Raw genomic sequence first — 23,500 nt, forward strand, 5'->3', positions numbered from 1 at the left:
CGGTGCTCGCCATCGACGCGGCGGCCTACCGCAGCCCCTGGCGGCGGCACCACCCGGCCGCCAAGGCGCTGCTGGCCGGTGGGCTGCTGGGCTGTGCGCTGCTGCTGCCGCCCTGGCCGGGCGCGCCGGTCACCGCCGCGGTCACGCTGGCGGTGGCATTGTGCTGGGCGCGGATGCCGCCGCGCACCCTGCTGCGGGCCGCCCGCATCCCGCTGGGGTTCGTGCTGACCGGGGCGCTGACGTTCCTGGTGACGGTCGGCCCGGACGGGATCGGCTGGGCCGACGGCGGGGCGGGCCGGGCGGGCGAGGTGGTGGCCCGCTGCGGCGCCGCCGTGCTGTGCCAGGTGCTGTTCGCCGGGACCACGCCGCTGGCCGACGCGCTGCCCCGGCTGACCCGGCTGGGGCTGCCGGCGGCGCTGGTGGAGGTGACGGCGCTGGTGTACCGGCTGCTGTTCGTCGTGCTGGACACCGCCCGGCGGACCCGGCAGGCCCAGGCCGGGCGGCTGGGCGACCGGTCGCTGCGGGCCGCCTGGCGGTCCCTGGGCGGGCTGGGCTCGGCGGTGTTCGTCCGCTCCTTCGACCGGGCCCGGCGGCTGGAGGCCGGGCTGGCCGGGCGCGGCTACACCGGGAGCCTGCCGGTGGTCGTCGCCGAGATCCCGCTGCGCACCCCGTTCCTGGCCGCCGCCCCGCTGCCGGCGGTCGCGGCGGCCTCGGTGACCTTCGCCTTGGGGAACCTGCTGTGAGCGCCGTTCTCAGCGTCCATGACGTCGCCTACGCCTACGAGGGCGCGCCGCCGGTCTTCACCGGCCTGTCGCTGCACGTGCCGCCGGGGCGGGTGCTGGTGCTGCTGGGGCCCAACGGGGCGGGCAAGACGACGCTGCTGCGGCTGATGACCGGCGGGCTGCGTCCCCTGCGCGGCGAGATCCGCCTGCACGGCAAGCCGGTCTCTTACTCCCGCCGGGGGCTGACCGAGCTGCGCACCCACGTCCAGCTGGTGCTGCAGGACCCCGACGACCAGTTGTTCGCCGCCGACGTCGCCCAGGACGTCTCCTTCGGCCCGCGCAATCTGGGGCTGCCGGTCGCCGAGGTGCGCCGGAGAGTGGCCGAGGCGCTGGCGGCCATGCAGATCACCGAGCTGGCCGACCGCCCCACCCACCTGCTGTCGTTCGGCCAGCGCAAGCGGGTCGCCATCGCCGGGGCGCTGGCGCTGCGCCCGCAGGTGCTGGTGCTGGACGAGCCGGCCGCCGGGCTCGACCCGGCCGGGGTGACGGCGCTGCTGGAGACGTTGGAGGAGCTGCGGTCGGCGGGCACCGCCATCGTGGCCTCCACCCACGATGTGGACCTGGCCCACCGCTGGGCGCAGGACGCCGCCGTCCTCGCCGAGGGCCGGTTGCACACCGGTCCCGCCGCCGAGCTGCTGGCCGACGAGTCCCTGCTGCGCTCGGCCCGCCTCACCCCGGCCTGGGGACCGGCGGTGGGCCGCCTGCTGCGCCGCCACGGACTCCTGCCGCCGGGCGCCCCGGACCCGCGCACCCCCGCCGACCTGGACCGCCTCACCGGCTGAACTCAGCTTCGGCCGAGGCGGTCCTTGTGGCGGTAAAGGTCCCGCAGCAGGGCGACCTCCGCGGCGTGGTGGGTCAGCTCATCGAGGACGTGCAGCGCCAGGTCCATTCCCGACCGGTCGGCGTAGGCGCCGAAGGCCGGGCCGATGGGGCGCTGCCAGCGGGCTGCGTCCATGGCGGCGAGGTCGTCTCGCCAGTGGCGCCGGTAGACCTCCTCCAGCCAGGCCAGGGCCGCCGGCGCGGTGGGGGCGAACTCCACGTCCCGCAGCGTGATCCGGCCGTCGGCGAAGAGGCGGTCGCCGAAGCCGATGAACGACAGGCCGATGTGCCCGATGCGCCAGGCGATCGTGGTGAACGGCGGCGGGACCGGCGCGCCCGCCGGGCCGCCGTCGCCGCCGTCGCCGTCGATCCGCCAGCGCCCGTCCCGCCCCTGCCGCACCGACCAGCAGCCCGGCACCGGCTCCCAGAAGTACTCCGCGTCCTCCAGGCCCTCCAGGCGCGCGGTGAAACGCGCCCACACCTCGTCGAACGCGCCGATGACCGAGCCGGCCGGGTCCTTCATGTCCGTTCTCCTCGGCGTGCCGGGCGGCGGCCTGCGGCCGTCTGCGCCCTGCGTCCACGGTAGGCGCGCCCGGCCCCCTTTGGCCAAGGATTTAAAGGCGCTTCAGTCCCCGGCACATCAGAGCTTGACCAGCAGGGCCGCCAATTGTGGCCCCAGGACGAGGCAATAGGCGAAGACCCACAGCAAGACGGTCGTCAAAGGGCCGGTGGCGTCCCTCCAATGGCGGCGTCCGGTGCGGAGAGTGGGCGGGGCGGCGGTGACGCGGGGCACTTCCGCTCCCGGGTTGGAGGGGGCGTAGACCAGTTCCGCAGGCCGAGGCGGGTGGACCGTGCCGGAGGCCGTGACCGCCAGCGGCACGGCGATCTCCTCCTGCAGGGGGGAGTGGGCGTTTTGGGTGACCTTCACGAAGTAGGAGGGCTCGCGCAGCACGTACACGCACGTGCCCCACTCGGCCGGCACCGGCTCCCCGTTCAGCGTCACCGTCGGCAGGTACTCCCTGCGGTGGAACCAGGAATTGCGATGCCGGAACGGCCAGGCGTAGCGGACGATCAGCCAGGGTGATCCGTTGTCCTTCGCGGGCCGCAGGGTGGGCCCGAACCATCCGTTCCTGGGAAGCATTCACGGCCCCTAGACGAGCTGGTTCGCGAGGAAGAGAAGGACGAAGAGCGCGAGCAGAACGAGGGTCAGCCGCACGTTCCAGCTCCGCAGCCCCCTGGCCGGGGGCGGAATCGGAGCGGAGATGACCATGGGGACGGCCGATTCCGGCCTTATGTGGACGTCGATCACCCTGCTGCGGCCCTTGACGGCCTCGCAGAGAAAGGACGCCCTGGCCCCGCACTCGATCGTGACCTTCCTGGTCCCGGCGGGCAGGGGGATGTACCAGCGCCCCGGCCCGACGTCCACGGGCCGGTCGTCGATGCGGCACACCAGCGGCGGCGGCTCGGCGTCCCCGGGTTCGACCACGAACTGCAGGTCCAGCGCCGCTTCCTCCGGCACGGGAGCCGGCTCGTCGACGCTCTCAAGCTTGACTGGCCGGATTTCCTGCACGATCCAACCGCCCATCCAGCGTCATGCGGGAAGTCATGCGGGAACAGGTACGGAAGAATCACCGAAATCCATCTTTTCCCAGATCATCCATGAAGATCCACTATCGCGCGGTATCTGCCCGCCGGGCATCGGGCGTCCGGGTCGGCCGAAATCAGCCGAAGAACGCCTCGCTCAGCGACCAGAGCGCCAGCACGACCATGACCAGGCCGCCGAGCCGCCGCACCACCGCCAAGGGCACCCGCTCGGCGATGAACCGTCCCGCGCGCAGCGCCAGCGCCGACACCGACACCAGGGCCAGCAGCGCGCCCAGGGCCACCGGCAGCGGCTGGCGGGCGGCGGCCAGGTTGGCGGTGGTGATCTGGGTCAGGTCGCCCCACTCGCTGATGAACACGACCGTGAAGGCGGTGGCGTAGGTGGCCCACGTGCCCAGGACGCGCGGCCCAGTGCCGCTTTCTTCGTCGTCCTCCTCGCCGTCGCCCTTGAGCAGGGTGTAGGCGCCGAAGGCGAACAGCGCGGCGGCCACCGTCTGCACCAGCGGCTTGGGCAGCAGCGCGAACAGGCTGCCGGCGGCGACCGCGATGACCACGTGCACCAGGAAGGCGCTGGAGGTGCCCAGCCACACCCACAGCGGGCGCATGCGGGTGCCCATGGCCAGCGAGGCGAACATGGTCTTGTCGGGCAGCTCCGCCAGGAAGATCACGGCGAACGCGGCCAGGAACGCAACGGGGTCGAAGCTCATCGGAAGACGGCGGCCTTTCCCTGCGGCCGGGCCGCGCCGGCCGACCCGGCGCGCCGAGAGCTTCGGCACGGGGAGGACCGTCTCGGCCCGGCATGACGAATGCGCCCGCGAGCGGGCACGTCTTACCAGGCCGAAGGTCTCGTCCACCACGGCGCCGCCCGCATCGGGACGGGCCGCGGCCCGAGGGCCGGGCACCCCCGCCCGCGTGGGCAGGGCCGCCAGCATGTCGACCGCTCGGCGGTTCGGGACTACTCCCCTTCGCCGCCCCCGACCCTAGCCGACCGGGCCGGTGAACACCACCGGTCCGCCATCCGGACGCTGTGAAACCGGTCTCCCGGTATGACCGATTCCCACGGGTGCGTGGAACGATGCAACTACATGAGCTCACAGCGGCGCATCTGGGTCATCTGGGCGGTGGGGCTGTCGGCCTACCTGGTCGGCGTCATGCACCGCACGTCCTTCGGGGTCGCCGGGCTGGAGGCGGCCGAGCGGTTCGCCGCCACGCCCGCCGTGCTGTCGGGGTTCGTGGTGCTGCAACTGCTGGTCTACGCGCTGCTGCAGGTGCCCGTGGGGATCCTGCTCGACCGGTTCGGGGCGCGCCGCCTGATCACCGCCGGGGCGCTGACGATGGCCGCCGGGCAGCTGACGCTGGCGCTGGCCACCGAACTGCCGGTGGCGGTGGCCGCCCGGGTGCTCGTCGGCACCGGCGACGCGCTGACCTTCATCAGCGTGCTCACCGTGATCAACGCCTGGTTCCCGGCCCGCCGCGTCCCGCTGGTGACCCAGCTCACCGGGCTGCTCGGGCAGCTCGGGCAGATCCTGTCGGCGCTCCCGCTGGCCGCGCTGCTGCACGGGCAGGGCTGGACGGCGGCGTACACCTCGGCCGCCGCGCTGGGCCTGGCCGTGGCGATCGCCGCGGCGGCCGTGCTGCGCGACCGTCCCGCCGGCGCGGCGGCCCCGCCGCGGCCCGCCTCGCCGCGCCAGGTGCTGGGCGGCCTGCGCCGCTCCTGGAGCGAACCGGGCACCCGGCTCGGCATGTGGACGCACATGGGCACCCAGTCGTCTGGAACCGCGTTCGCGCTGCTGTGGGGCGTGCCGTACCTGGTGACCGGGCACGGCCTGTCGGAGGCGGAGGCCAGTGGGCTGCTCACGCTGTTCGTCATCGCGGCGGCGGTGGCCGGCCCGGCGATGGGCGAGTTCAGCGCCCGCCGCCCCGCCCGCCGCTCCCGGCTGGTCGCCGCCGTGATCGCACTGATGGCGCTCGCCTGGACCGCGGTGCTGCTGGTGCCCCCGCCCGCCCCGCGCTGGCTGCTGGCACTCCTGGTGGTGGCGATGGCCCTGGGCGGCCCCGGCTCGGTGGTGGGCTTCGACTTCGCCCGCACCTTCAACCCCGGCCACCGCCAGGGAACCGCCGCCGGCATCGTCAACACGGGCGGTTTCTCCGCCGCGCTGCTGCTCTCCCTGACGATCGGCCTGGTCCTGGAGGCCACCGGCGGCGGGGAGTACACCCCGGCCTCCTTCCGCATCGCCTGGACCGTCCAGTACGCCCTGTGGGCCCTCACCCTCACCGGCATCTTCCTCGCCCACCGCAAGGCCCACCGCGCCCCGGTCCCCGGCGCCGTCCCACCCCGATACCGCCCCGCCGACGACCCGTCCCTCACCTGAGGGCGTCCTGAACCGGAGCGAACGCCCTCCGGACGCATGTTCGGCGTCTTCTGGGATGAGGGTGGAGATAAGTACACCCCGAATTCGGGTCCAGGGGACACTGTGAGCGAAGCGCCGGTCGTCCGACACTGAAGGCCACCGCGGAAAGTTCTGGAGGGCGATGGTGGACGGCGGCGCGGGGGTCATCGAGCGCAGCGGGGCGGCGGTGGTGCGCGGGCTGGCCCTGTACCTGATGGCCCTGGTCATCGGAGTGTTGTTGTGCTGCGTGATGCTCATGAGCATCACGCTGATCGGGGTGGGGGCGGGACTGGTGCTGGTTCCGCCGGCCGGGGCGGCGGTCCGCCGGTACGCCGACCGGTACCGGGAGCTGACCGGGCGGTGGACGGGCACGCGGATCGACTCGCCGTACGCGCCGGCCCCCGAGCCCCGGGCGGGTCTTGCCGGATGGTGGGACCGGACGGTGCACACGCTGTCGGATCAGGCGACCTGGCGGGATCTGCTGTGGCTGCTGGTCGATCCGATCACGGGCGTCGTCACCGCGCTGCTGCCGGCCGCGCTGGTGGCCGAGGGGATCTACGGGGTGCTGCTGGCGAGCGGGCTGTGGATGCCGATCTATGAGGTGACCGGCACCGAGTGGTTCACCTTCGTCCCGGTGGGCGACTGGCGGACGGCGGTGGCGGCCGGGGCGCTGGGGGCGCTGTACATCGGGGCCGGGCTGTGGATCGCCCGGCCGATGCTGGCCCTGCACGGCCGGTGGGCGGCCCGGCTGCTGGCGCCGACCGCCAAATCCCGTCTGGCGCGGCGGGTGCAGCAGCTGGCGCGGACCCGCTCGGAGGCGGTGGACGCGCAGGCCGCCGAGCTGCGCCGGATCGAACGGGACCTGCACGATGGGGCGCAGGCCCGGCTGGTGGCGATGGGCATGAGCCTGGGGGCGATCGAGCACCTGCTGGACCGCGACCCGCAGCGGGCCCGGCAGCTGCTGGCCGAGGTGCGGCGCAACTCCGTCCAGGCGCTGAACGAACTGCGCGACCTGGTGCGGGGCATCCACCCGCCGGTGCTGGCCGACCGGGGGCTGGTGGACGCGGTGCGGGCGCTGGCGCTGGATCACCCGCTGCCGGTGGAGGTGTCCGCCGACCTGGACGGACGGCCGGCCGCACCGGTGGAGTCGGCCGTCTACTTCGCCGTCGCCGAGGTGCTGACCAATGCCGCCAAGCATTCGGGCGCCCAGCGGGTCTGGGTGGACATCCGGCACTGCGACGGGACGCTGCGCGTCACGGTGACCGATGACGGCCACGGCGGGGCGGACCCCTCCGGCAGCGGGCTGCGCGGCATCGAGCGCCGGATCGCTACATTCGACGGGGTGCTGGCCGTCAGCTCCCCGCCGGGCGGCCCGACCATCGTGACCATGGAGCTGCCGTGCGCGTCGTCCTCGCCGAAGACCTCGCACTCTTGAGAGAAGGGCTGGCCGGCCTGCTGGAGTCCGCCGGGTTCCAGATCGCCGCGTCCGTGGCCAGCGGGCCGGATCTGCTGGCGGCGCTGCTGGAGCACCGTCCCGACGTGGCGGTGGTCGATGTGCGGCTGCCGCCGTCCTTCACCGACGAAGGGCTGCAGGCGGCGCTGGAGGCCCGCCGCCGGGTGCCGGGCCTGCCGATCCTGGTGCTGTCGCAGTACGTGGAGCAGCTGTATGCGCGCGAGCTGCTGGCCGACGGCAGCGGCGGCATCGGCTACCTGCTCAAAGACCGGGTGTTCGACGTCGAGCAGTTCATCGACGCGGTGCGCCGGGTGGCCGCCGGCGGCACCGCGATGGACCCGGAAGTGATCGCCAAGCTGGTGACCAAGGGCGGGCCGCCGATATCCCGGCTGACGCCCCGGGAGCTGGAGGTGCTGAAGCTGATGGCGCAGGGCCGTTCCAACTCCGCCATCGCCGCCCGGCTGTCGGTGACCGAACGGGCCGTCGCCAAGCACATCGCCAACATCTTCACCAAGCTGGACCTGCCGGTCTCCGAGGACGACAACCGCCGGGTGCTGGCCGTCCTGGCCTACCTCAACCGCTGACCCCCAGCCGGCGGACGGGCTTTCAAAACGGCCTTTGGACGGTGCCCGCCCGGCCCCAGTCCCGGTAGTCGATGACGTAGTTGGCCCGGGTGGCGTTATCCGGCCCGTATCTCATCACCATGTTCAGCTCCAGCCGTTGCGGCAGGTGGTCCGTGGAGGTGGTCAGCAGGAAGCTGAGCTCGGCCTCCTCGGTGTACGCCTCGTAGAAGGCGCCGATGAGCGGGGCCTTCCGCATGGCGCCCGCCGAAAGCCTGCCGCCGTAGGTGATGGAAGCGCTGTCACGGCTGATGTCCAGCCGCGGGGCGTGACGGACCAGCTCGACGGAGTGCTTGGGGCTCACCAGCCACCGCGTGCTCCGCCCCACGTGCATGGGCGTCTCGGAGATCTCGGCGCCGCGGCCCACCGAGAACACCCTGGCGTTGGTGCCGTCACCGTAGTAACCGGAATTCCCGATCAGCACCACCCTGGTTCTCTCCACGTGGCTGCCCTCGTCGGCGACGTGCATGTCGCAGTCGGCGTTCAGCCCGGCGTCCACCTGGCATCTGCCGTCGGCGCGCAGCATGCTCATCCCCTGGTCGAGGCCGCCCTTGGCGTCGAAGGCGACGGTCTTGCGGGCGGCGGCGGCCCGCTGGAGCGCCGTGGCGATCTGGGCGGGGGTGGTCGGCTGGGGGGTGGCCGTGCCGGCCGCAGAGCCCGCGCCGGCCCGGCCCCGCTCGCCGGAGCCGATGACGGCCACGACCGCGGTGATGATCGCCGCCACCGCGACGGCCGCCGCCGCGACGGGCACGGCCGCGGCGCGCAGGCGCCCCGCTGCCCGGACCGGGCGGTCGGTGGTGCGCAGGGCCGTCCAGCGGGCGGTGCGGTCGTCGGCCGGGGCGGAGACCGCCAGGTGCCTGCCCTGGGCGAGAGCCTGGTCGGCGGCGATGGGGGTGTCGCATTCCAGCAGCCGCATCAGCACCTGACTGCTGGTGGGGCGGCGGGCCGGGTCGCGGTGCAGGCAGTCCCGCACCAGCCGGTACAGCGGGCCGTCCAGGCGTCCCAGGTCGCACTCGCCCCGGGAGAGGCGGGCCAGCACGGCCGGCACCGAGTCCTGGCCGTGCGGCGGGCGGCCGTTGGCGGCATAGGCGATGGTGGCGCCCCAGGCGAACACGTCGGCGGCCGGGCCGACGTCCCGTCCGGAGAACTGCTCGGGCGCCATGTAGGCGGGCGTGCCGACGACCGATCCGGTGGCGGTGGCGGTCAGGTCCAGGGAACGGGCGATGCCGAAGTCGATGACGCGGGGGCCGTCCGGGCCCAGCAGCACGTTGCCGGGTTTGAAGTCCCGGTGCACCACGCCCGCCTGGTGGATGGCCGCCAGCGCGGTGGCCGTGCCGACCGCCAGCCGGTACAGCTCCGGCCCGGAGCGCGGGCCGTCCCGTTGCACCAGATCCCGCAGCGACGGGCCGTCGATGTACTCGGTGACGACGAACGGGGCGCCGCCGTCCTCTCCCACGTCCAGGATGCGGGCGGTGCAGAAAGGCGCCACCCGCCGGGCGGTGGCGACCTCCTTGTGGAAGCGTTCCCGGGCCCTGGCGTCGGCGTGCTGGTGCAGCACCTTGACCGCCACCTGCGTCCCGTCCGGCGCCTCGGCCAGGTAAACCACGCCCTGCCCGCCCTGGCCCAGCCGCCCGACCAGCCGATATCTGCCGATTTGCCGGGGATCTTGATCGGTGAGCATCTTCCTCCTCGGCGTCCGGCGCCGTGCGAACGGAGACGACGAACATGATCACCTTATGGGGGGATGCGCCGGTTCGCCGATTCATCCGCCAGATGACGGTGGGGGTGTTTTCACCGGCCCGCCTTTTTCGCAGGCGGCACGCGGAATCGTCTCGGCCGGCGGCCGCGGTGCGGCGCATCGGCGCGCAAGTCACGGCAACGCCGTCATATCTCTCCAAGCCGGACGATGGCCGCGTAAGAAAAGTCCGATATCGGCGGCGTCATTTCACCGAACGTGTTTCGGTGTTTGACCGGCGGCATTTCACGCTACCGGGAGCCATATCCCGTGCCTTATCTTGCTCGGCAACAAGCCCCCCAGGGAGGGCGTCATGACGACCGTCGTGTTGATCCTGTTGTGCCTGGCCATCGCCGGGCGGGAACTGTATCTGGCCTTCGACCGCAAACGCACCCCCGAAGAGCAGATCACCGCGGCCGAGCTGGCCGCCCTTCAGGCCCGGCTGAGCGAACTGGAAAGCGAGCTGCAAGCCGCCTCGGCCACCGGCCCGCCGCCCGCCCCGGCCCTGCAGGCCGCGAAACCGGACGATGCCGCAGAATCCGCCTCCCGGGCCGCGCTGCAGAACCGGCTGGACGACATCGAGCCCCGGCTGACCCGGCAGGAAGAGGGCCTGCGGGTCGCCGACACCCGCATCAGATCGCTGATCGAGCAGATCAACGACCGGGTGCTGCCGGAGATCAACGAACGGCTGGCCGAGCAGCGCGACACCACCGACCGCCTGGCCGCCGAGGTGGCGCGGCTGCGGCGGCAGATGCGGCGGCGGCTGGAGGAGGCGGCGCGGGCCTCGCTGGGCGGCGACCCGGTGGATGTGGTGCGCGGCCTGCTGGGCGGCAAGGTCCCCGCCTCCGCCCGCGTCGCCCTCACCGAGGCCTACGAGCGGTGCGCGGCGGCCCACGGCCTGCAGGTCGAGCTGGCGGACTTCAGCGGCGACAAGACGCCCTGGCACACCAGGTACTACCTGTCGGGGACCAGCCCCCGGGAGCTGGAGCGCGACTTTTTGAAGGCGATGGGCGCGCTGCGCGGCGGCGCCGGGCCCGACCGGCTCGGGGAGCTGCAGCCGCTGCTGAGCGAGCTGTGCCGGCTCGAGGAGGGCCTGGTGCAGATCGGCCCGCTGCTGATCGTCCGGGCGTCGGGGACGCTGCTGTGCGGGGTGCGCCCGCTGGTGGAGTCGCTGCACCGCGACCCCTCCTCCGCCGCGGTCAAGGACCTGCAGACGCTGGCCGGGCGGCTGCTGGAGCTGCCGGCGACCCGGCGGTGCGACCTGTCGTCCTGGCGGCCCGAAACGCTCAGCGCATAGCCGTCCCGGGGGCGGGCCGGATCCGTGCGTCGCCTGCCCCCGAAGGCAGAAAGTCGTTTCCTTCGCAGCGGCCGACGGCTGCAAACCGGCATAACCGCCCCAGCGGGAGGGCCGTTGCGAAAAGATGGACTCGTGGGGAGATCGGCACTGCCCAGGGCGGCTGCACACCGCCGCATGATCACTCTTTGTGTCACCGCGATCACGTTTTTGGGCGTGGTGGCCGTCGCGGTCCTGATGCGGATACCGGCGGTCGTCAGGGAGGCGGGCGCCCCGCCGGTCGCCATGAGCCCCGCGCCGGCGCGCACGCCCGAGCCGAGCGCGGCCATGCCGCCGTCACGGCCGGTCCTGCTGGAGATCCCGCGGCTGAGGGTGCGTTCGAAGCTGGTGTCGTTCGGCCGCAACCCCGACGGCTCGCCGCAGGTCCCCGCCGCCTCGCAGGGACGGTGGGCGGGCTGGTACCGCTACGGCGCGGCGCCCGGCTCGGCCGGCCCGGCCATCATCGCCGCACCCGCCGGAGCGCCGGGCAGCCCGGCCGCCTTCCACCGGCTCGGCGAACTGGTGCCGGGGGACGAGGTCACCGTGCTGCGCCGGGACCGCAAGGTCGCGGTGTTCCTCATCGAACGGGTGGAGCGCGTCGAAGGGAGCCGCTTTCCGGCCCGCCGGGTGTACGGGCGGGTGCCCTACCCGGAGCTTCGGTTGATCACCTGGGACGGCGGCCTCGGCGCCGGCGGCGGGCAGGGACGCAGTGTCATCGCCTATGGGCGGCTGGTCCGGTCCACGTGAAGACCGGCGGGCGGCGCTCCAGGAAGGCCGCCACGCCCTCGGCGGAGTCGGGGCTTCGGCGCGCCTCGGCGGCCCAGGCCTCGACCAGTTCCCGGGTGAGGGTGCCGGCCGCGGCGTGCTCGACGATGTCCTTGACGCCCTGCTGGGTGAACTGGGAGCGGGAGGTGAGGATCCGGGTGAACTCCGCCACGCGCGCCGCCAGCCGGTCGGCGGGCAGCACCTCGTCCACCAGCCCGATGCGCAGCGCGTGCGCGGCGTCCACCAGTTCCCCGGAGAACAGCAGGTACTTGGCGGCGGCCGGGCCGATCAGCCGCACCAGCCGGGCGGTGGCCTCGGCGGGGTAGAGGATGCCGAGCTTGGCCGGGGTGATGCCGAAGCGCGCGTCGTCGGCGGCCAGGCGCAGGTCGCAGGCGGCGGCGAGCTGGCAGCCGCCGCCCACCGCAAAGCCCCGGATGACGGCCAGGGTCGGCTTGGGGAAGCGGGCCAGCGCCGTCTCCGCCTCCGTCGCCAGGTCCCCTGAGGTGATGTCGGCCAGCTCGCCGATGTCGGCGCCGGCGCAAAAGTGCCCGCCCGCCCCGGTCAGCACCACCACCCGCACGGCCGGGTCCGTCTCCAGCCGCTCCAGCAGGACGGGCAGCTTCCGCCACATGGCCGCCGACATCGCGTTGCGCTTGTCCGGCCGGTCGATGGTGATCGTGCCGACGCCGTCGGTGACCTCGCACCTCAGCGGGGCCTGCTCGGACATTCCACGCCTCCTTGGATCAATTGCGACATCGTAGAGGGGCGGCGTCGCGAGCCTTCGCGGGCGGTCCATGGTCTGCTCGCATTCCGTTCCCCTCCGGATGACACCGGGAATACCGGGTAGGGATATGCGGTTCCGTGAGCGGAGACCACGGCCCTCACCCGGAGGCGGACATGGACCACACCGGCGCTCACGGCGGCGCGAGCTGGCGCGTCGCCGCCCAGGCCACCTGGCACTGCCTGACCGGCTGCGCCATCGGCGAGGTGCTGGGCATGGTCATCGGCACCGCGCTGGGCCTGCACGGCGCCGCCACCGTGGCGCTGGCGATCGCGCTTGCCTTCTTCTTCGGCTACGCCCTGACCATGCGCGGCGTCCTGCGCGCCGGCCTGCCGCTCCGCCGGGCCCTGAAGGTGGCGCTGGCCGCCGACACGGTCTCCATCGCGGTGATGGAGCTGGTCGACAACGCCGTCATCGTCGCCATCCCCGGCGCCATGGCGGCGGGCCTGACCGCCGCGCTGTTCTGGGGCGCCCTGGTCTTCTCCCTGGCCGTGGCGTTCGCGGTGACCCTCCCGATCAACCGCTGGATGATCGGAAGGGGCCGCGGCCACGCCGTCGTCCACCGGCACCACTGAACCCTTTCCAACACATGGTCCCGGGTGCCGGAGACGGGAGCTCAGGCGGTATCCGAGGCCACGACGTTGCAGGTCACAGCATCGCCCCGCCTGCAAGGCCCCCGTCCTGCACTGCGGAAACGGCGCGTTGGAAAAGGTGCACCGAACCGCGGCCCCGCGCGGCGGCGGGCCCGATTCTCAGGAAGAGCCGTTCAGCCGCCCGGTCATGCGCTCGATCTCCCCCGCGACGCGGTCGCGCAGATCGGTGAGGGCCTTGATGCGCTCGTCAAGGACGCTGAGACACTCGGAGAAGGCGTCCAGCAAGGGCCGGCAGTCCCGGGGCGGCTCGTGATCGCCCTTCCCCAGGCAGTGCACGAACCTCGCCACGTCCTCTGAAGCGAGACCCGCCCGCAGCAGCCGGGCGATGTCACGGGCGAGCAGGACGGTCTCGGCGTCGTAGACCCGGTAGCCGTTGTGGTCGCGGTCCACGCTGATCAGGCCCTGCTCCTCGTAGTAGCGCAGCGCGCGCGGGGTCACCCCGGCGCGGCGCGCCGCCTCACCGATCCGCATCGACTGCTCACTCCTCCTTTCGCCGGCTCCCGGTGAAGGCCGTCCCGAACAACGCCAGGGAGACGATCAGGCATCCCGCCGCCGCGGCGGGCACGGCCGCCGCGCCGCCCGCCTGCAGGGCCAGGCCGCCGATCCCCCCGGCGAGCGAGAAGCCCAGGAACATCGCACTGTTGTTCAGCGCGATCAGCTCACCGGCCGCCGCGCCGCCGTCCCGCTCGATCAGCCAGGCCTGCACCGCCGGCCCGATGCCCCAGGCGGCCAGCCCGTACAGCAGGTACAGCACCGCCACGACCGGGCGCGGATACGGCCCGCCGGCCAGGGCGAAGGCGAGCATCAAGGCGGGGGCGGCGAGCATCCCGGACGCAAAGAGCAGCAGGGCCCGCCGGGCGCCCAGCGCGTCGACCGCCCGGCCTCCGGCGAGCGACCCGGCGACCCCGGCCGCCCCCACCACGGTGATCAGCGGCGCGACCCCGGCCCCCCGCACCTCGCCGAGACGGCCGGCGACCTCGGTGAGATAGACGTAGGGCATCATCCCGCCCGCGCCGGCGGGCACCATCGCCGTCAGCCCGATGAGGGTGCGGCGGCGTCCCAGCGGCGCCAGCCGGTCCCGCAGCCGGCCCGCCGCGCCGCCCGGCAGCGGCGGCAGCGTCACCGCCAGAGCCGTCCCCGCCACGGCGGCCAGGGCGGCGACGAAGAGCATGGTGGCCCGCCAGCCCAGCGCCTCCCCCAGCCAGGCGCCCACGGGCACGCCCGCCACCAGCGAAGTGGTCAGCCCGGCGCCGACGACGGCCAGGTACCGGCCCTGCCGGCCCTCCGGCGCGGCCGCGGCCGCCACGGCGAAGGCGACGGGCGAGGCGGTGGCCGCGGCCAGCCCCGCCACGGCCCGGGCGGCCAGCAACGCCCCGTAAGCGGGGGCCGCGGCGGCGGCGAGGTTGGCCACGACGAACACGCCGGCCGCCGCCACCAGCACCGTGCGGCGGGGCAGGCGGGCGGTGAGCAGGGCGGCCGGGGGCGCCCCCAGCGCGTACGCCACGGCGAACACGGTCACCAGCTGGCCGCTCAGCGGAACCGAGACCGCCAGGTCGCGGGCGATGTCCGGGAGGATGCCGGCGATGACCATGTCGTCGGTGCCGAACGAGAACGCCAGCAGGAACAGGGCGGGCAGCCACAACGCCGCAGGGCGGCGGGCGTCCCCGCCGGTCCCGGTGCGCACAGCCGGTTGCGTCGCATGTGAAGCCATGCCCGGACGCTAAAAGCTTGACGTTTGCGTCAAGGTCAAGCCGTTCCGGCCCGCCGGGGCGCGCGGCGCATGGTCTCGGCCCGCCACAGGTCCCGGTAGTAGCCGGGCTCGCGCAAAAGGTCGCGGTGCGAGCCGCGCTGGGTGATGCGGCCTCGTTCCAGGACGACGATCTCGTCCACTTCCTCCAGGCCCCGCAGGCGGTGGGTGACCAGCAGGACGGTGCGGCCCGCGGTGGCCTTCAGCAGGTCGGCCAGCAAGGCGTCGGCCAGGGGGTCTTCCAGCGCCTCGGTGGGCTCGTCCAGCAGCAGCACCGGCGGGTCCCGCAGCAGGGCGCGGGCCAGGGCGAGGCGGCGGAGCTGCCCGCCGGACAAGGTGGCGCCGTCCTCGCCGAGCGGGGCGTCCCACCCCGTGGCCGCCGCCCAGTCCGCCAGGCGGACCGCCGCCAGGGCGCGGGCCAGTTCCCCGTCGCCGGCCCGGGGGCGGGCCAGCAGCAGGTTGTCGCGCAGGGACGCGCGGAAGACATACGGGTCGTCGGTCAGGCCCGTCATCAGCTCGCGGACGCCGTCGGAGGGCAGGTCGCGCACGTCCACGCCGTTGACGCGGATGGCCCCAAACTCCGCTTCCACCAGCCGCATCAGCGCCGCCAGCAGGGTGCTCTTGCCCGCCCCGCTCGGCCCGACCAGCGCCACCCGCCGGCCGGGGGGCAGGGTCAGGCTCACCCCGTCCAGCGCCGCCGCCCCGCCGGGGGCGTACCGCACCACCAGGTCGGTGACCTCGATCGTGTACGGGGGTGCGGGGAGAGGACGGGGGTCTGCGGGCTCAGTGACGGCGGGCGGTGCCGCGCGGACCTCTTCCAGGCGGCGCAGGGCCGCGATGATCTCGGCCAGGCGTTCCCCGGCGTCCGCCAGCGGCAGGACGGGCGCGAACGCCGCCAGCGCGGTGAGGGCGAGCACGGCCAGGGCCACCGGGTCGAGCACGGGACGGGCCTGCGCGACGATGACGGCCACGGTCACGCCCTGCACCGCCATTCCCATCGCGGGCATCGCCGCCCGCAGCCGCGCCCGGCGGCGCTCCAGCGCGGCCAGGTGCGCATCGGCCGCCGCGGCCGCCTTTTGGGCGCGTTCGGTCGCGTCGCAGGCCGCCAGGTCCATCGCGCCGTGCACCAGGTCGGCCACCCGCTCGGCGAGAGCGGCGCGGGCCGGGGCGAGCCGGGCCGCCCACCGGCGGGCCGCGACGGCGGACACGGCGGGCGGCCCCGCCCCGGCGGCCAGCAGCCCGGCCGCCAGGACCGGCGCCGCGGCGGGCAGCAGCCCGGCCGCCACGCCCACCGCGGCCACGGCGGTGACCAGGGCGGCGACGGCCGGCAGCAGGCAGCGCACCAGCAGGTCCACCGCGGCGTCGGTGTCGTCTGCCATCCGGGTGAGCAGGTCGGCGTTCCCCGAAGGCGGCGGGCGCGGCGGAATCAGCGCCCGCAGCAGCCCGCCGCGAACGGCCGCCTGGGCGCGCAGCGCCGCATCGTGCCCGGCCAGCCGCTCCAGGTAGCGGAAGACGCCCTTGCCGAGAGCGCATGCCCGGACCGCCACGACCGCCAGTCCCAGCGCCGCGACCGGCGGCTGCTGGGCGGCCCTGGCGATGAGCCACGCCGCGGCCGCGATCAGCCCGAGCCCGGCCAGTTCGGCGGCCGCCCCGGCCAGCGCCGCCATGATGAGCCGCCCCCACAGTCCCCGCAGCGGGCCGCCCGCATGATCGGCCTTCTTCGTCCGGTTCGGCGCTCCGCGCCCGCTCCCCGCCGGCCGCCGGGCGAACTCTGCCCGATACGTCATCCCGCAACCCCGCCGGTGATGACCCGTCCGCCGTGGAGGTGGACGATCCGGTCGGCCACGGCGAGCATCGCCGGACGGTGGGCGACGATCAGGGCGGTGCGGCCCGCGGCCTGCTCGGCGATGGCCGCCGCGACCGCCGCCTCGGTGCGTCCGTCCAGGTGAGCGGTCGGCTCGTCCACCAGCAGCGCCGTGCTCTGCGTCCGGCACAGCGCCCTGGCCAGCGCGATCCGCCGGCGCTGCCCGGCCGACAGCCCGCCGCCCCGCTCGCCGATGCGCGCCGCATAGCGGCCCGGCAGCGTCTCGATGAACTCCGCCGCCTGTGCGGCGATCGCCGCCCGCCGCACGTCCGCCAAGGTCGCCTCGGGCCGGCCGAGCCGGATGTTGTCGGCCACCGAGGCGGCCTGCAGATGGGGGCGCTGCGGGACGAACGCCAGGTGCCGCCGCCATTCCCGCAGGTCCATGTCGTTCAGGTCCACCCCGTCGATCAGGACCCGTCCGCGTTCGGGCGTCACGAATCCCATGACCAGGTGCAGCAGCGTGCTTTTCCCGCCGCCGCTCTCCCCGGCCAGCGCCACCCGCTCCCCGGGCTCGATGAGGAGATCGACGTCCTGCAAGGCGGGCTCTGCACGTCCCGGATAGCGCACCGTGACGCCTTCCAGCCGGATCTGTGGCGCGGCGCGTCCCGGCCGCCCGCATCGGCTCCGCCCGGTGGTGCCCTGCGGTTCGTGCGGCCCGGACGGGCGGCATGCCGCCGCCCGGCAGGTGTGCGGGCCGTTGCCCGGGCCATCCGGCTCCCGCCCGGCTGCCCGTTCATCCGAGCTGAACGGACGGTGCGCCGCCGCCCGGGGGGCATGGGGGTCTTCGGCCGGGCCGACCGGCTCCCGCTCCACGCGTCCGGTCGATCGTCCAGGACAGGGCCGGTCCGGACGATGCGAGAGGGCGCCGGGGGCGGGGCGTTCGAGCATGGCGAAGGCGTCGTCGGCCGCGGCGATTCCCGCCATCGACTCATGGAACCCGGCGCCCACCGCCCGCAGCGGCAGGTACGCCTCGGGGGCCAGCAGCAGCACCAGCAGCCCGGTCGTCAGATCCACCGAGCCGTTCACCAGCCGCAGGCCCACCGGCACGGCCACCAGCGCCAAAGACAGCGACGCGCACAGTTCCAGCACCAGGGACGACAAGAACGCCACGCGCAGGGTCCGCATGGCGGCGTCGCGGTGCTCTGCGGCGAGCCGGGCCAGCAGGTCGGCCTGGTGGCGGGCCCGGCCGAACGCCCGCAGCGTGGGCAGGCCGCGCAAGGTGTCCAGGAAGGAGCCGCCCAGCCGGGCCAGCGTCCGCCACTGCCGCCGGGTGACCGCCCGGGTGTGCAGGCCGACCAGCGCGCCGAACAGCGGGATCAGCGGCAGGGTGACCAGCACGATCACGGCACTGGCCGGGTCGGCGAGGCTCAGCCGGGCCAGCACTGCGACCGGCACGGCCGCGGCGACGGCCACCGCGGGCAGGTATCCGGTCAGGTAGGGGTCGAGCGCGTCCAGGCCCCGCACCGCCAAGGTCACCAGTTCCCCGCTGCGCCGGCCGGGGTCGGGCGGCCGGCGCAGCAGGCGGTGCCGCAACGCTGATTTCACCTCTGTCGCGGTGCGCCCCGCCAGTGCGCCCTGCGTCCACACCAGCAGCGCCCGCGCAGCCGCCACCGCGGCCAGGGCCGCCGCCGCGCCGGGCGGGAAGCGGCCCGACAGCAGCCCGGCGAGCAGCTCGGCCTGGACGAGGACGAGCAGGCCGGCGGCGACGGCGGCGCCCAGCGCGCCCGCCAGGTGGCGGCGCACCGCGCGTTCGGCCCGCATGAGCCGCAGCAGGTCCCCGTGCATGGGCCGCCGTACCCCGGTGCCGTTCAGAAGAAGGACGGGACGGGGCCGGCGCCGCGCCGGAAGGTGCGCCACACCCACACCTGCGCGGCCACCAGCAGCGGGACGAACGGCAGAACCAGCAGGCTCAACGTCTGCAGCGTGGCCGGGGAGGCCGCGCCGCCCCGCAGTTGCGGCGCCGCCGCCGCCAGGACGGCCAGCACCGGGGCCGGCACCAGCACCGCCGACAGCGCCGGGTTCCCGCCCGGCGCGAACCGCGGCACGCGCCGTCCCAGGAAGGCCCGCCCGTGGAGGGCGAACGCCAGGGTGAGGGTCACCCCCAGCAGCAGCCCGAGCGGATGCCACAGCGGCGCGGTGAACCCGGTGGTGATCGCATACAGGGCCATGCCCCAGCACAGCGACAGCGTCAGCGAGGCCGCGGCGATCACCGCGTCCCACAGCGTCCGCCAGGCGTCCCCGTCGAGGCGGCGGCGGAACCACAGCCCGGCGTCCCGCAGCACCCACGCGAGCAGCATCACCACCACCAGCGGGTACAGGCCGAACAGCACCTTCCCTTCCAGCAGCGGGAAGGCGCCGATCAAGACCCCGGCGGCCGCCACCAGCCATACCTCGTTGGCCAGGACGAACGGGGCGATCGCGGCGATCATCAGGTCCCGGTCACGCCGGGTGCGGCCGAGCACCGGCAGCAGCATCCCGACGCCCAGGTCGAAGCCCTCCAGCGCGAAGTAGCCGGCCGGCAGCGCCACCAGCAGGCCCAGCCAGATCAGTTCCATCGTGCGGTCCTTTCCGGTCTCCTCCAGGCCGTGCGTCCTCGGGCCGCGGTCACCGGCCCAGCGTGAGGGCGGGCCGGCCGGCCGGCGGCTCGTCCGGCTCGGGCGGGGCGCCGAGCGCCGGTGCGGCGGCGCCGCGCCGCACGATCTTGGCGATCAGCGCGTAGTCGATGACCGCCAGCAGCGTGAGCACGGTGGTGAAGCCGGCCAGCGAGGCGGTGATCATGCCGGGGGTCAGGCCCGGGGACAGGGCGTCGGCGACGGTGAGGCGGTCGCGGATCATCCACGGGTAGCGGCCCATCTCGCGGGCGATCCACCCGAGGATCGCCGCGGCGAACGGCAGCGGGGTGAGCGCCATCAGCAGCGGGTGGGTCCATCGCCAGTGGGGCAGCACTTTGATCAGCGGCAGCAGGAACAGCAGCGTCGCCATCAGCAGCGCCTCGCCGATCAGGATCATCACGCCGAGCCCGGTACTGGCCGCCGCGCCGTCGAACTTGCCCTCGGGGACGGTGGCGAACTGGGCGAACCCGAAGGCCACGGCGATCGGCACGCCGTGGACGGCCAGCACCACGCCGGTGCGCAGCGACCGGGTGAACAGCTCCCGGTCCTCGCCGGGGTGCCGCCACAGCCGGTAGGCGCTGGCCCCGATCACCACGAACGCCCCGGTCGTCAGCCCGGCGCCGACCACGTGCGGGAAGGAGAACACCAGCGCCTTGTTGGTCAGCAGCGCGCCCGCGTCGGTCAGCGCCAGGCGGTCGCCGGTGACCGCGGCGCCCGCCGGGTTCTGCAGGAACGAGTTGGCGACCATGATCCAGAAGGCGCTGGCGTAGGCGGTGAGCGTGACGATCCAGATGCAGGCCAGGTGCGCCCGGCGGGGCAGCCGGTGCCAGCCGAAGATCCACAGCCCCAGGAAGGTGGACTCCAGGAAGAAGGCCACCATCGTCTCCACCGCCAGCGGCGCGCCGAACACGTCGCCGGCGTAGTGGGTCAGGCCGCTCCAGCTCAGCCCGAACTGGAACTCCATGACCAGTCCGGTGACGATGCCCAGCGCGTAGTTGACGATGTAGATCTGCCCCCAGAAGCGGGTCATCCGCTCCTGCAGCGGGTCGCCCGTGCGCACCCAGCGGGTGTTCATCACCGCCACGACGGGCGCCAGGCCCAGCGTGAGCACCACGAACAGGAAGTGCAGGCCCGCCGTCACCCCGAACTGCAGGCGGGCCAGGTCGAGGACGTCCATGCCGCCGGCTCCCTCGTCGACATCGAATATGTAGGCAGCCTACATGTAGTATGCCTACATATTGGAGGGGAGTCCTAGCATGAACGATGTGACTCCCGATGCGCTCCGCGGCCACCTGGACGCGCTGTTGCTGTCCGTGCTGGAGCACGAGCCGCTGCACGGGTACGCGATCATCGAGGCGCTCAGCGAGCGCAGCGGCGGGGCGCTGAACGTCCCCACCGGCACCGTCTACCCGGCGCTGCGCAGGCTGGAGCGCACGGGCGAGGTCACCAGCGAATGGGCGACGGTGGGCGGACGCCGGCGGCGCACCTACCGCCTCACCCCGGCCGGCCGCCGCCGCCTGGAGGGCGAGCGCACCGCCTGGCGGGCGTTCGCCGCCGCCATCGGCAGCGTCCTGGAACCACGGGTCAGACCGTCCCAGGCGGGCTGACCGGCGAGGGCGTCAGGCCGCCGGGGCGAGCCTGACCAGCCGCAGGCAGCGGACCGCATGCCGCATCTGCACCCCCAGCAACAGCAGCGAGACCACGGCGGCGACCGCCCACGGCAGCATATGGGCGCCGACCGGACCGGCCCCGTACAGCAACGGCACGCACAACCCGAGCGTCACCGGCAGCAGCGCCTTGGCGTAGATCGCCGCCGCCCGCGTCACCAGGCGCGTCCGCCGGACCGTCCGGCCGAACCGCCCCAGCGCCAGCAGCAGCACACCGCCCACCGCCCCGGTGAACAGCTGCGTGCCGTCCAGCACCCGGGCGACCACCGCGTACCATTCGGGCGGCTGCGTCCAGCCGCCGGCGTCCCCGGGAAAGACCCGCCAGATCCCCCACCACAACAGCCAGGTCAGCGGCCCGACCAGCAGCAGCACCCACCCCAGCCGCCGCCCGGCGCAGGCGGTCAGCTCCTCCTGGTAGCCGGGCGCGACCTCCTCGATCGTCCCGAACTCGGCCACCGCCCGCCGCTCGGCCTCCTCCCGCGACAGCCCCCGGGCCTGCAGCGCCTCGGCCGCATCCAGCAGACTGTCCCGGGCCTCGACGACCATGTCCCGCTTCACCCTCGGCGGTCCCACCAGTACCCGTTCCAGCTCGGTGACATAGCCGTCGATCACCATGCCGCCAGTGTAGGCAGCGCCCTCAGCCTCCCGAATCCCCCATGCCCGATTTAGGATCAACCGTTTTCCCGTTAAGACACAGCACTAATAGACGGAATGGCTGGAAATGACACAGGGCCGCGGGACCATACCGCCGTGGGCGGAGGGTCGAAGAACAGCGTGCAGGGGGACTTCGGGGAGGCGTGGCTCAGGGTCGTCGCCGCCGGATGCGGCCTGTTGCATGGCCGCCCGTTCTCCCTGGACACGGTGAAGGCCGATATCCAGCTGATGATGCCCGGAGAAACACTGGGCATCTGCAACCCCACGGTCTTCGCCCAGGTCAAGACCACCACCGACCTTCGCAGGCTGCCGGACGGCGATTACGCCTACGACCTGGATGTGCCCACCTACGATCTGCTCCGGCGGTCCGACCACATGATTCCTCGAGTACTCGTGGTGATCGGGTTGCCGAAGGACGGGGAGCGCATCCGGCTGCGGCCCGATGGAACCCTGCTCGTCGGACAGGGCGCGTGGGTCTCACTCGAGGGGTATCCACCCTCCAGGAACCGCAGAACACAGACGGTGCGCCTGCCGGCCGCCAACACCTTGGACCGGGCAGGGCTGGAACGCATGCTTAAGGAAGTCGGAGTCCGCCGGTCGACCCCGGTACAGGACGTGGACCCTTGGGAGCTACCTTGAACGGCAAAGGCGGGACGTCCGAAAGGGAGTCCATGGGCATTCCCGACCTGGGTGCTTTCATCGGTTACCTGCGCATGGCCGGCTGGTCCCTGCAAGATGACGACGGGCGAACCACTTTGTGGACCCGGGAGCCCGGCACGCCCGGTTCCGATATAAAGGTCGTTCTTCCGGCAAGGCAGGAAGTGCGCGACTATGCAGATCGCGCATACGAGGCGCTGCGCGCGGTCGCAGCCGCCGAACGACGACTGCCGAAAGAAGTGATAACGGACATTTCTTCAGGAGGGGCCGACAATGTCGCGATCCGGCTGACCCCGGATGCTCCGCCGGGAGAGGCGCCGCTTCCGCTTTTTTATTCCGCTGTATCGGGATTGCGGAATTACGTGGTGGCCTCGGCCGCCGCGCTGTCATCCGACAGTCTGGTGCTTCCGCATCGCCGCCCGCACCGGGCGGAGGCCTATGCGGCCCGGACACGGCTGTCCACCCAGCCCGGCAGTTTCGTGCTCTCCCTGACTTTGCCGCTCGCCGAGGAACAGCCGGATGCGCCCGATGAGGGAGGGCTTTTCAAAGAGGCGACGGCCCGGCCGTTCGGGCGAAGGGTCACCTGGCGGATGCTCACCACCGCCCGCCGAGCCCAGCATCTCGCCCAGCAGGTCAGTGAGGGAAGTCGGCCGCTGACGGCATTCGGGGAGCGCGGCCCCGAGGCCGCCAACGCCACCGAGCTGGCGGCGCTGGGCTCCCTCGGCGGCCCCGACCACGAGCTCTACCAGATCCGTTTCGCGCTCTCCCCGCTGGCCGGCGAAAAAATCGCTCCCATCCGTCTGAAGATAACTTCAGATCAGCAGCGAATCCTGAAAGAAGCGGCAGATTTCCTGCGCACGCAAAAGCCTCGGGACAACGTCACCGTGACAGGTATCGTGGTGCGCCTTTTCCGAGAGCGGGAAGGGTCGAGGGAAGCAGTCATACAAGGCGTGGACGACGACTCCGGAGTCGAGCGGAGATTCTGGGTCGAGCTGGACGAGCACGACTACCGGAAGGCGATCCGGGCGCACGAGAAGGGCCTTCGGGTCATTGCGACGGGGAATCTCAAAATCCGGGGGAATCGGCGTTCGCTGCGCCCGCTTTCTGCTTTCTCCGTGCTACCTGAGAAAGCGGACGGCTGATCTGTTTCCACATCTCGTCTTCCCAGCGGCATCGCGCCCGTGGCAGCGCCGGGCCGGTGAAGTCCACGTTCACCGCCGGGGATCCGCTTTCCGAGATTCTCTATGCTGGGGCGGTGTTCGAGGCGTGAGCTGTGTTCTGTGCGGTGGGACGGTGGCCCCGGACGGCCGTTGCTGGGATTGCAATGGTGTGCAGCCGGATTTCCGCGCACCTGGAACTGACGGTC

24 protein-coding genes are annotated in these 23,500 nt (G+C 73.4%); 11 read left to right on the plus strand and 13 right to left on the minus strand.

From position 1 onward, the window contains the following. Positions 1-2: 2 nt before the first annotated feature. Together cbiQ and BUE48_RS23485 are read left to right on the plus strand one after the other, a co-directional pair. A complete protein-coding gene (gene cbiQ / locus BUE48_RS23480; protein WP_012855024.1) occupies positions 3-743 on the plus strand; it encodes a cobalt ECF transporter T component CbiQ in 741 nt (246 codons plus the stop codon). Next, positions 740-1,564, plus strand: a complete 825-nt coding sequence (locus BUE48_RS23485) for an energy-coupling factor ABC transporter ATP-binding protein (protein ID WP_012855025.1) — start codon at positions 740-742, stop codon at positions 1,562-1,564. Before cbiQ ends, BUE48_RS23485 begins: the two co-directional genes overlap by 4 nt. 2 nt (positions 1,565-1,566) lie before the next feature. Here the strand turns inward: BUE48_RS23485 and BUE48_RS23490 are convergent, their stop codons facing one another. The 4 genes from BUE48_RS23490 to BUE48_RS23505 all read right to left on the minus strand — a co-directional run bounded on the left by BUE48_RS23490 (position 1,567) and on the right by BUE48_RS23505 (position 3,910). Next, a complete protein-coding gene (locus tag BUE48_RS23490) occupies positions 1,567-2,124 on the minus strand; it encodes a DinB family protein (protein WP_286991058.1) in 558 nt (185 codons plus the stop codon). A gap of 117 nt (positions 2,125-2,241) precedes the next feature. Beyond that, positions 2,242-2,742: a hypothetical protein gene (locus BUE48_RS23495; protein ID WP_012855027.1), complete on the minus strand. Its 501-nt coding sequence runs from the start codon at positions 2,740-2,742 to the stop codon at positions 2,242-2,244. Between the two features lie 9 nt (positions 2,743-2,751). Further along, a complete protein-coding gene (locus tag BUE48_RS23500) occupies positions 2,752-3,120 on the minus strand; it encodes a hypothetical protein (RefSeq protein WP_148233106.1) in 369 nt (122 codons plus the stop codon). Between the two features lie 202 nt (positions 3,121-3,322). Next, a complete protein-coding gene (locus BUE48_RS23505; RefSeq protein WP_041440322.1) occupies positions 3,323-3,910 on the minus strand; it encodes a TMEM165/GDT1 family protein in 588 nt (195 codons plus the stop codon). Positions 3,911-4,288: 378 nt separating this feature from the next. Between BUE48_RS23505 and BUE48_RS23510 the strand changes: the two genes are divergently transcribed. The 3 genes from BUE48_RS23510 to BUE48_RS23520 all read left to right on the plus strand — a co-directional run bounded on the left by BUE48_RS23510 (position 4,289) and on the right by BUE48_RS23520 (position 7,630). Further along, the gene (locus tag BUE48_RS23510) at positions 4,289-5,575 is read left to right on the plus strand and encodes an MFS transporter (protein WP_286991059.1); all 1,287 of its coding nucleotides are present in this window, start codon (positions 4,289-4,291) and stop codon (positions 5,573-5,575) included. Positions 5,576-5,735: 160 nt separating this feature from the next. Continuing rightward, positions 5,736-7,028 (plus strand): sensor histidine kinase, encoded by a 1,293-nt coding sequence (locus BUE48_RS23515; RefSeq protein ID WP_041440325.1) that lies wholly within the window; start codon positions 5,736-5,738, stop codon positions 7,026-7,028. Then, positions 6,992-7,630, plus strand: a complete 639-nt coding sequence (locus tag BUE48_RS23520; protein ID WP_012855032.1) for a LuxR C-terminal-related transcriptional regulator — start codon at positions 6,992-6,994, stop codon at positions 7,628-7,630. The genes BUE48_RS23515 and BUE48_RS23520 overlap by 37 nt, the downstream gene beginning before the upstream one ends. Positions 7,631-7,652: 22 nt before the next feature. Here BUE48_RS23520 and BUE48_RS23525 read toward each other — a convergent pair whose 3' ends face one another. Next, positions 7,653-9,347: a serine/threonine-protein kinase gene (locus BUE48_RS23525; protein WP_012855033.1), complete on the minus strand. Its 1,695-nt coding sequence runs from the start codon at positions 9,345-9,347 to the stop codon at positions 7,653-7,655. 367 nt (positions 9,348-9,714) lie between these two features. Between BUE48_RS23525 and BUE48_RS23530 the strand changes: the two genes are divergently transcribed. Then, positions 9,715-10,698 carry a hypothetical protein gene (locus BUE48_RS23530; RefSeq protein ID WP_286991060.1) on the plus strand — a complete coding sequence of 328 codons (984 nt, stop codon included), beginning with the start codon at positions 9,715-9,717 and terminating at the stop codon, positions 10,696-10,698. Positions 10,699-10,872: 174 nt separating this feature from the next. Next, the gene (locus tag BUE48_RS23535) at positions 10,873-11,481 is read left to right on the plus strand and encodes a sortase domain-containing protein (RefSeq protein ID WP_012855035.1); all 609 of its coding nucleotides are present in this window, start codon (positions 10,873-10,875) and stop codon (positions 11,479-11,481) included. Here BUE48_RS23535 and BUE48_RS23540 read toward each other — a convergent pair. Next, on the minus strand, positions 11,447-12,226 hold the full coding sequence (locus tag BUE48_RS23540) for an enoyl-CoA hydratase/isomerase family protein (RefSeq protein ID WP_286991061.1): 780 nt from the start codon (positions 12,224-12,226) through the stop codon (positions 11,447-11,449). The genes BUE48_RS23535 and BUE48_RS23540 overlap by 35 nt on opposite strands. Before the next feature lie 170 nt (positions 12,227-12,396). Between BUE48_RS23540 and BUE48_RS23545 the strand changes: the two genes are divergently transcribed. Beyond that, a complete protein-coding gene (locus BUE48_RS23545; protein WP_286991062.1) occupies positions 12,397-12,855 on the plus strand; it encodes a DUF4396 domain-containing protein in 459 nt (152 codons plus the stop codon). A 177-nt stretch (positions 12,856-13,032) separates the two neighbouring features. Here the strand turns inward: BUE48_RS23545 and BUE48_RS23550 are convergent, their stop codons facing one another. From BUE48_RS23550 to BUE48_RS23575, 6 genes are read right to left on the minus strand one after another with little or no spacing between them, the layout of a single operon-like run. After that, complete coding sequence (locus tag BUE48_RS23550) at positions 13,033-13,404, minus strand: MerR family DNA-binding transcriptional regulator (protein WP_286991063.1); 372 nt, start codon at positions 13,402-13,404, stop codon at positions 13,033-13,035. Positions 13,405-13,411: 7 nt separating this feature from the next. Continuing rightward, a complete protein-coding gene (locus BUE48_RS23555) occupies positions 13,412-14,644 on the minus strand; it encodes an MFS transporter (protein ID WP_012855039.1) in 1,233 nt (410 codons plus the stop codon). 35 nt (positions 14,645-14,679) lie between these two features. After that, positions 14,680-16,467 carry a thiol reductant ABC exporter subunit CydC gene (gene cydC, locus BUE48_RS23560; protein WP_286991064.1) on the minus strand — a complete coding sequence of 596 codons (1,788 nt, stop codon included), beginning with the start codon at positions 16,465-16,467 and terminating at the stop codon, positions 14,680-14,682. Further along, the gene (locus BUE48_RS23565) at positions 16,464-18,329 is read right to left on the minus strand and encodes an ABC transporter ATP-binding protein/permease (protein ID WP_286991065.1); all 1,866 of its coding nucleotides are present in this window, start codon (positions 18,327-18,329) and stop codon (positions 16,464-16,466) included. Before BUE48_RS23565 ends, cydC begins: the two co-directional genes overlap by 4 nt. 23 nt (positions 18,330-18,352) lie before the next feature. Continuing rightward, positions 18,353-19,099, minus strand: coding sequence for a cytochrome d ubiquinol oxidase subunit II (locus BUE48_RS23570; protein WP_012855042.1), 747 nt, complete (start codon positions 19,097-19,099; stop codon positions 18,353-18,355). Positions 19,100-19,148: 49 nt separating this feature from the next. Next, a complete protein-coding gene (locus BUE48_RS23575; RefSeq protein WP_286991066.1) occupies positions 19,149-20,333 on the minus strand; it encodes a cytochrome ubiquinol oxidase subunit I in 1,185 nt (394 codons plus the stop codon). Between the two features lie 79 nt (positions 20,334-20,412). On the opposite strand from BUE48_RS23575, the gene BUE48_RS23580 reads away from it, so the two are divergent. Then, positions 20,413-20,763 carry a helix-turn-helix transcriptional regulator gene (locus BUE48_RS23580; RefSeq protein ID WP_012855044.1) on the plus strand — a complete coding sequence of 117 codons (351 nt, stop codon included), beginning with the start codon at positions 20,413-20,415 and terminating at the stop codon, positions 20,761-20,763. A gap of 12 nt (positions 20,764-20,775) precedes the next feature. Here BUE48_RS23580 and BUE48_RS23585 read toward each other — a convergent pair whose 3' ends face one another. Further along, entirely contained in the window at positions 20,776-21,438 is a 663-nt protein-coding gene (locus tag BUE48_RS23585; protein ID WP_012855045.1) for a permease prefix domain 1-containing protein, read from the minus strand. A 135-nt stretch (positions 21,439-21,573) separates the two neighbouring features. On the opposite strand from BUE48_RS23585, the gene BUE48_RS23590 reads away from it, so the two are divergent. Together BUE48_RS23590 and BUE48_RS23595 are read left to right on the plus strand one after the other, a co-directional pair. Next, positions 21,574-22,116 (plus strand): DUF4365 domain-containing protein, encoded by a 543-nt coding sequence (locus BUE48_RS23590; protein WP_012855046.1) that lies wholly within the window; start codon positions 21,574-21,576, stop codon positions 22,114-22,116. Between the two features lie 32 nt (positions 22,117-22,148). Further along, positions 22,149-23,276, plus strand: a complete 1,128-nt coding sequence (locus tag BUE48_RS23595; protein WP_286991067.1) for a hypothetical protein — start codon at positions 22,149-22,151, stop codon at positions 23,274-23,276. Positions 23,277-23,500 lie beyond the last annotated feature (224 nt).

The sequence above is a fragment of the Thermomonospora sp. CIF 1 genome, from assembly GCF_001896795.1.
GTDB lineage: Bacteria > Actinomycetota > Actinomycetes > Streptosporangiales > Streptosporangiaceae > Thermomonospora > Thermomonospora curvata.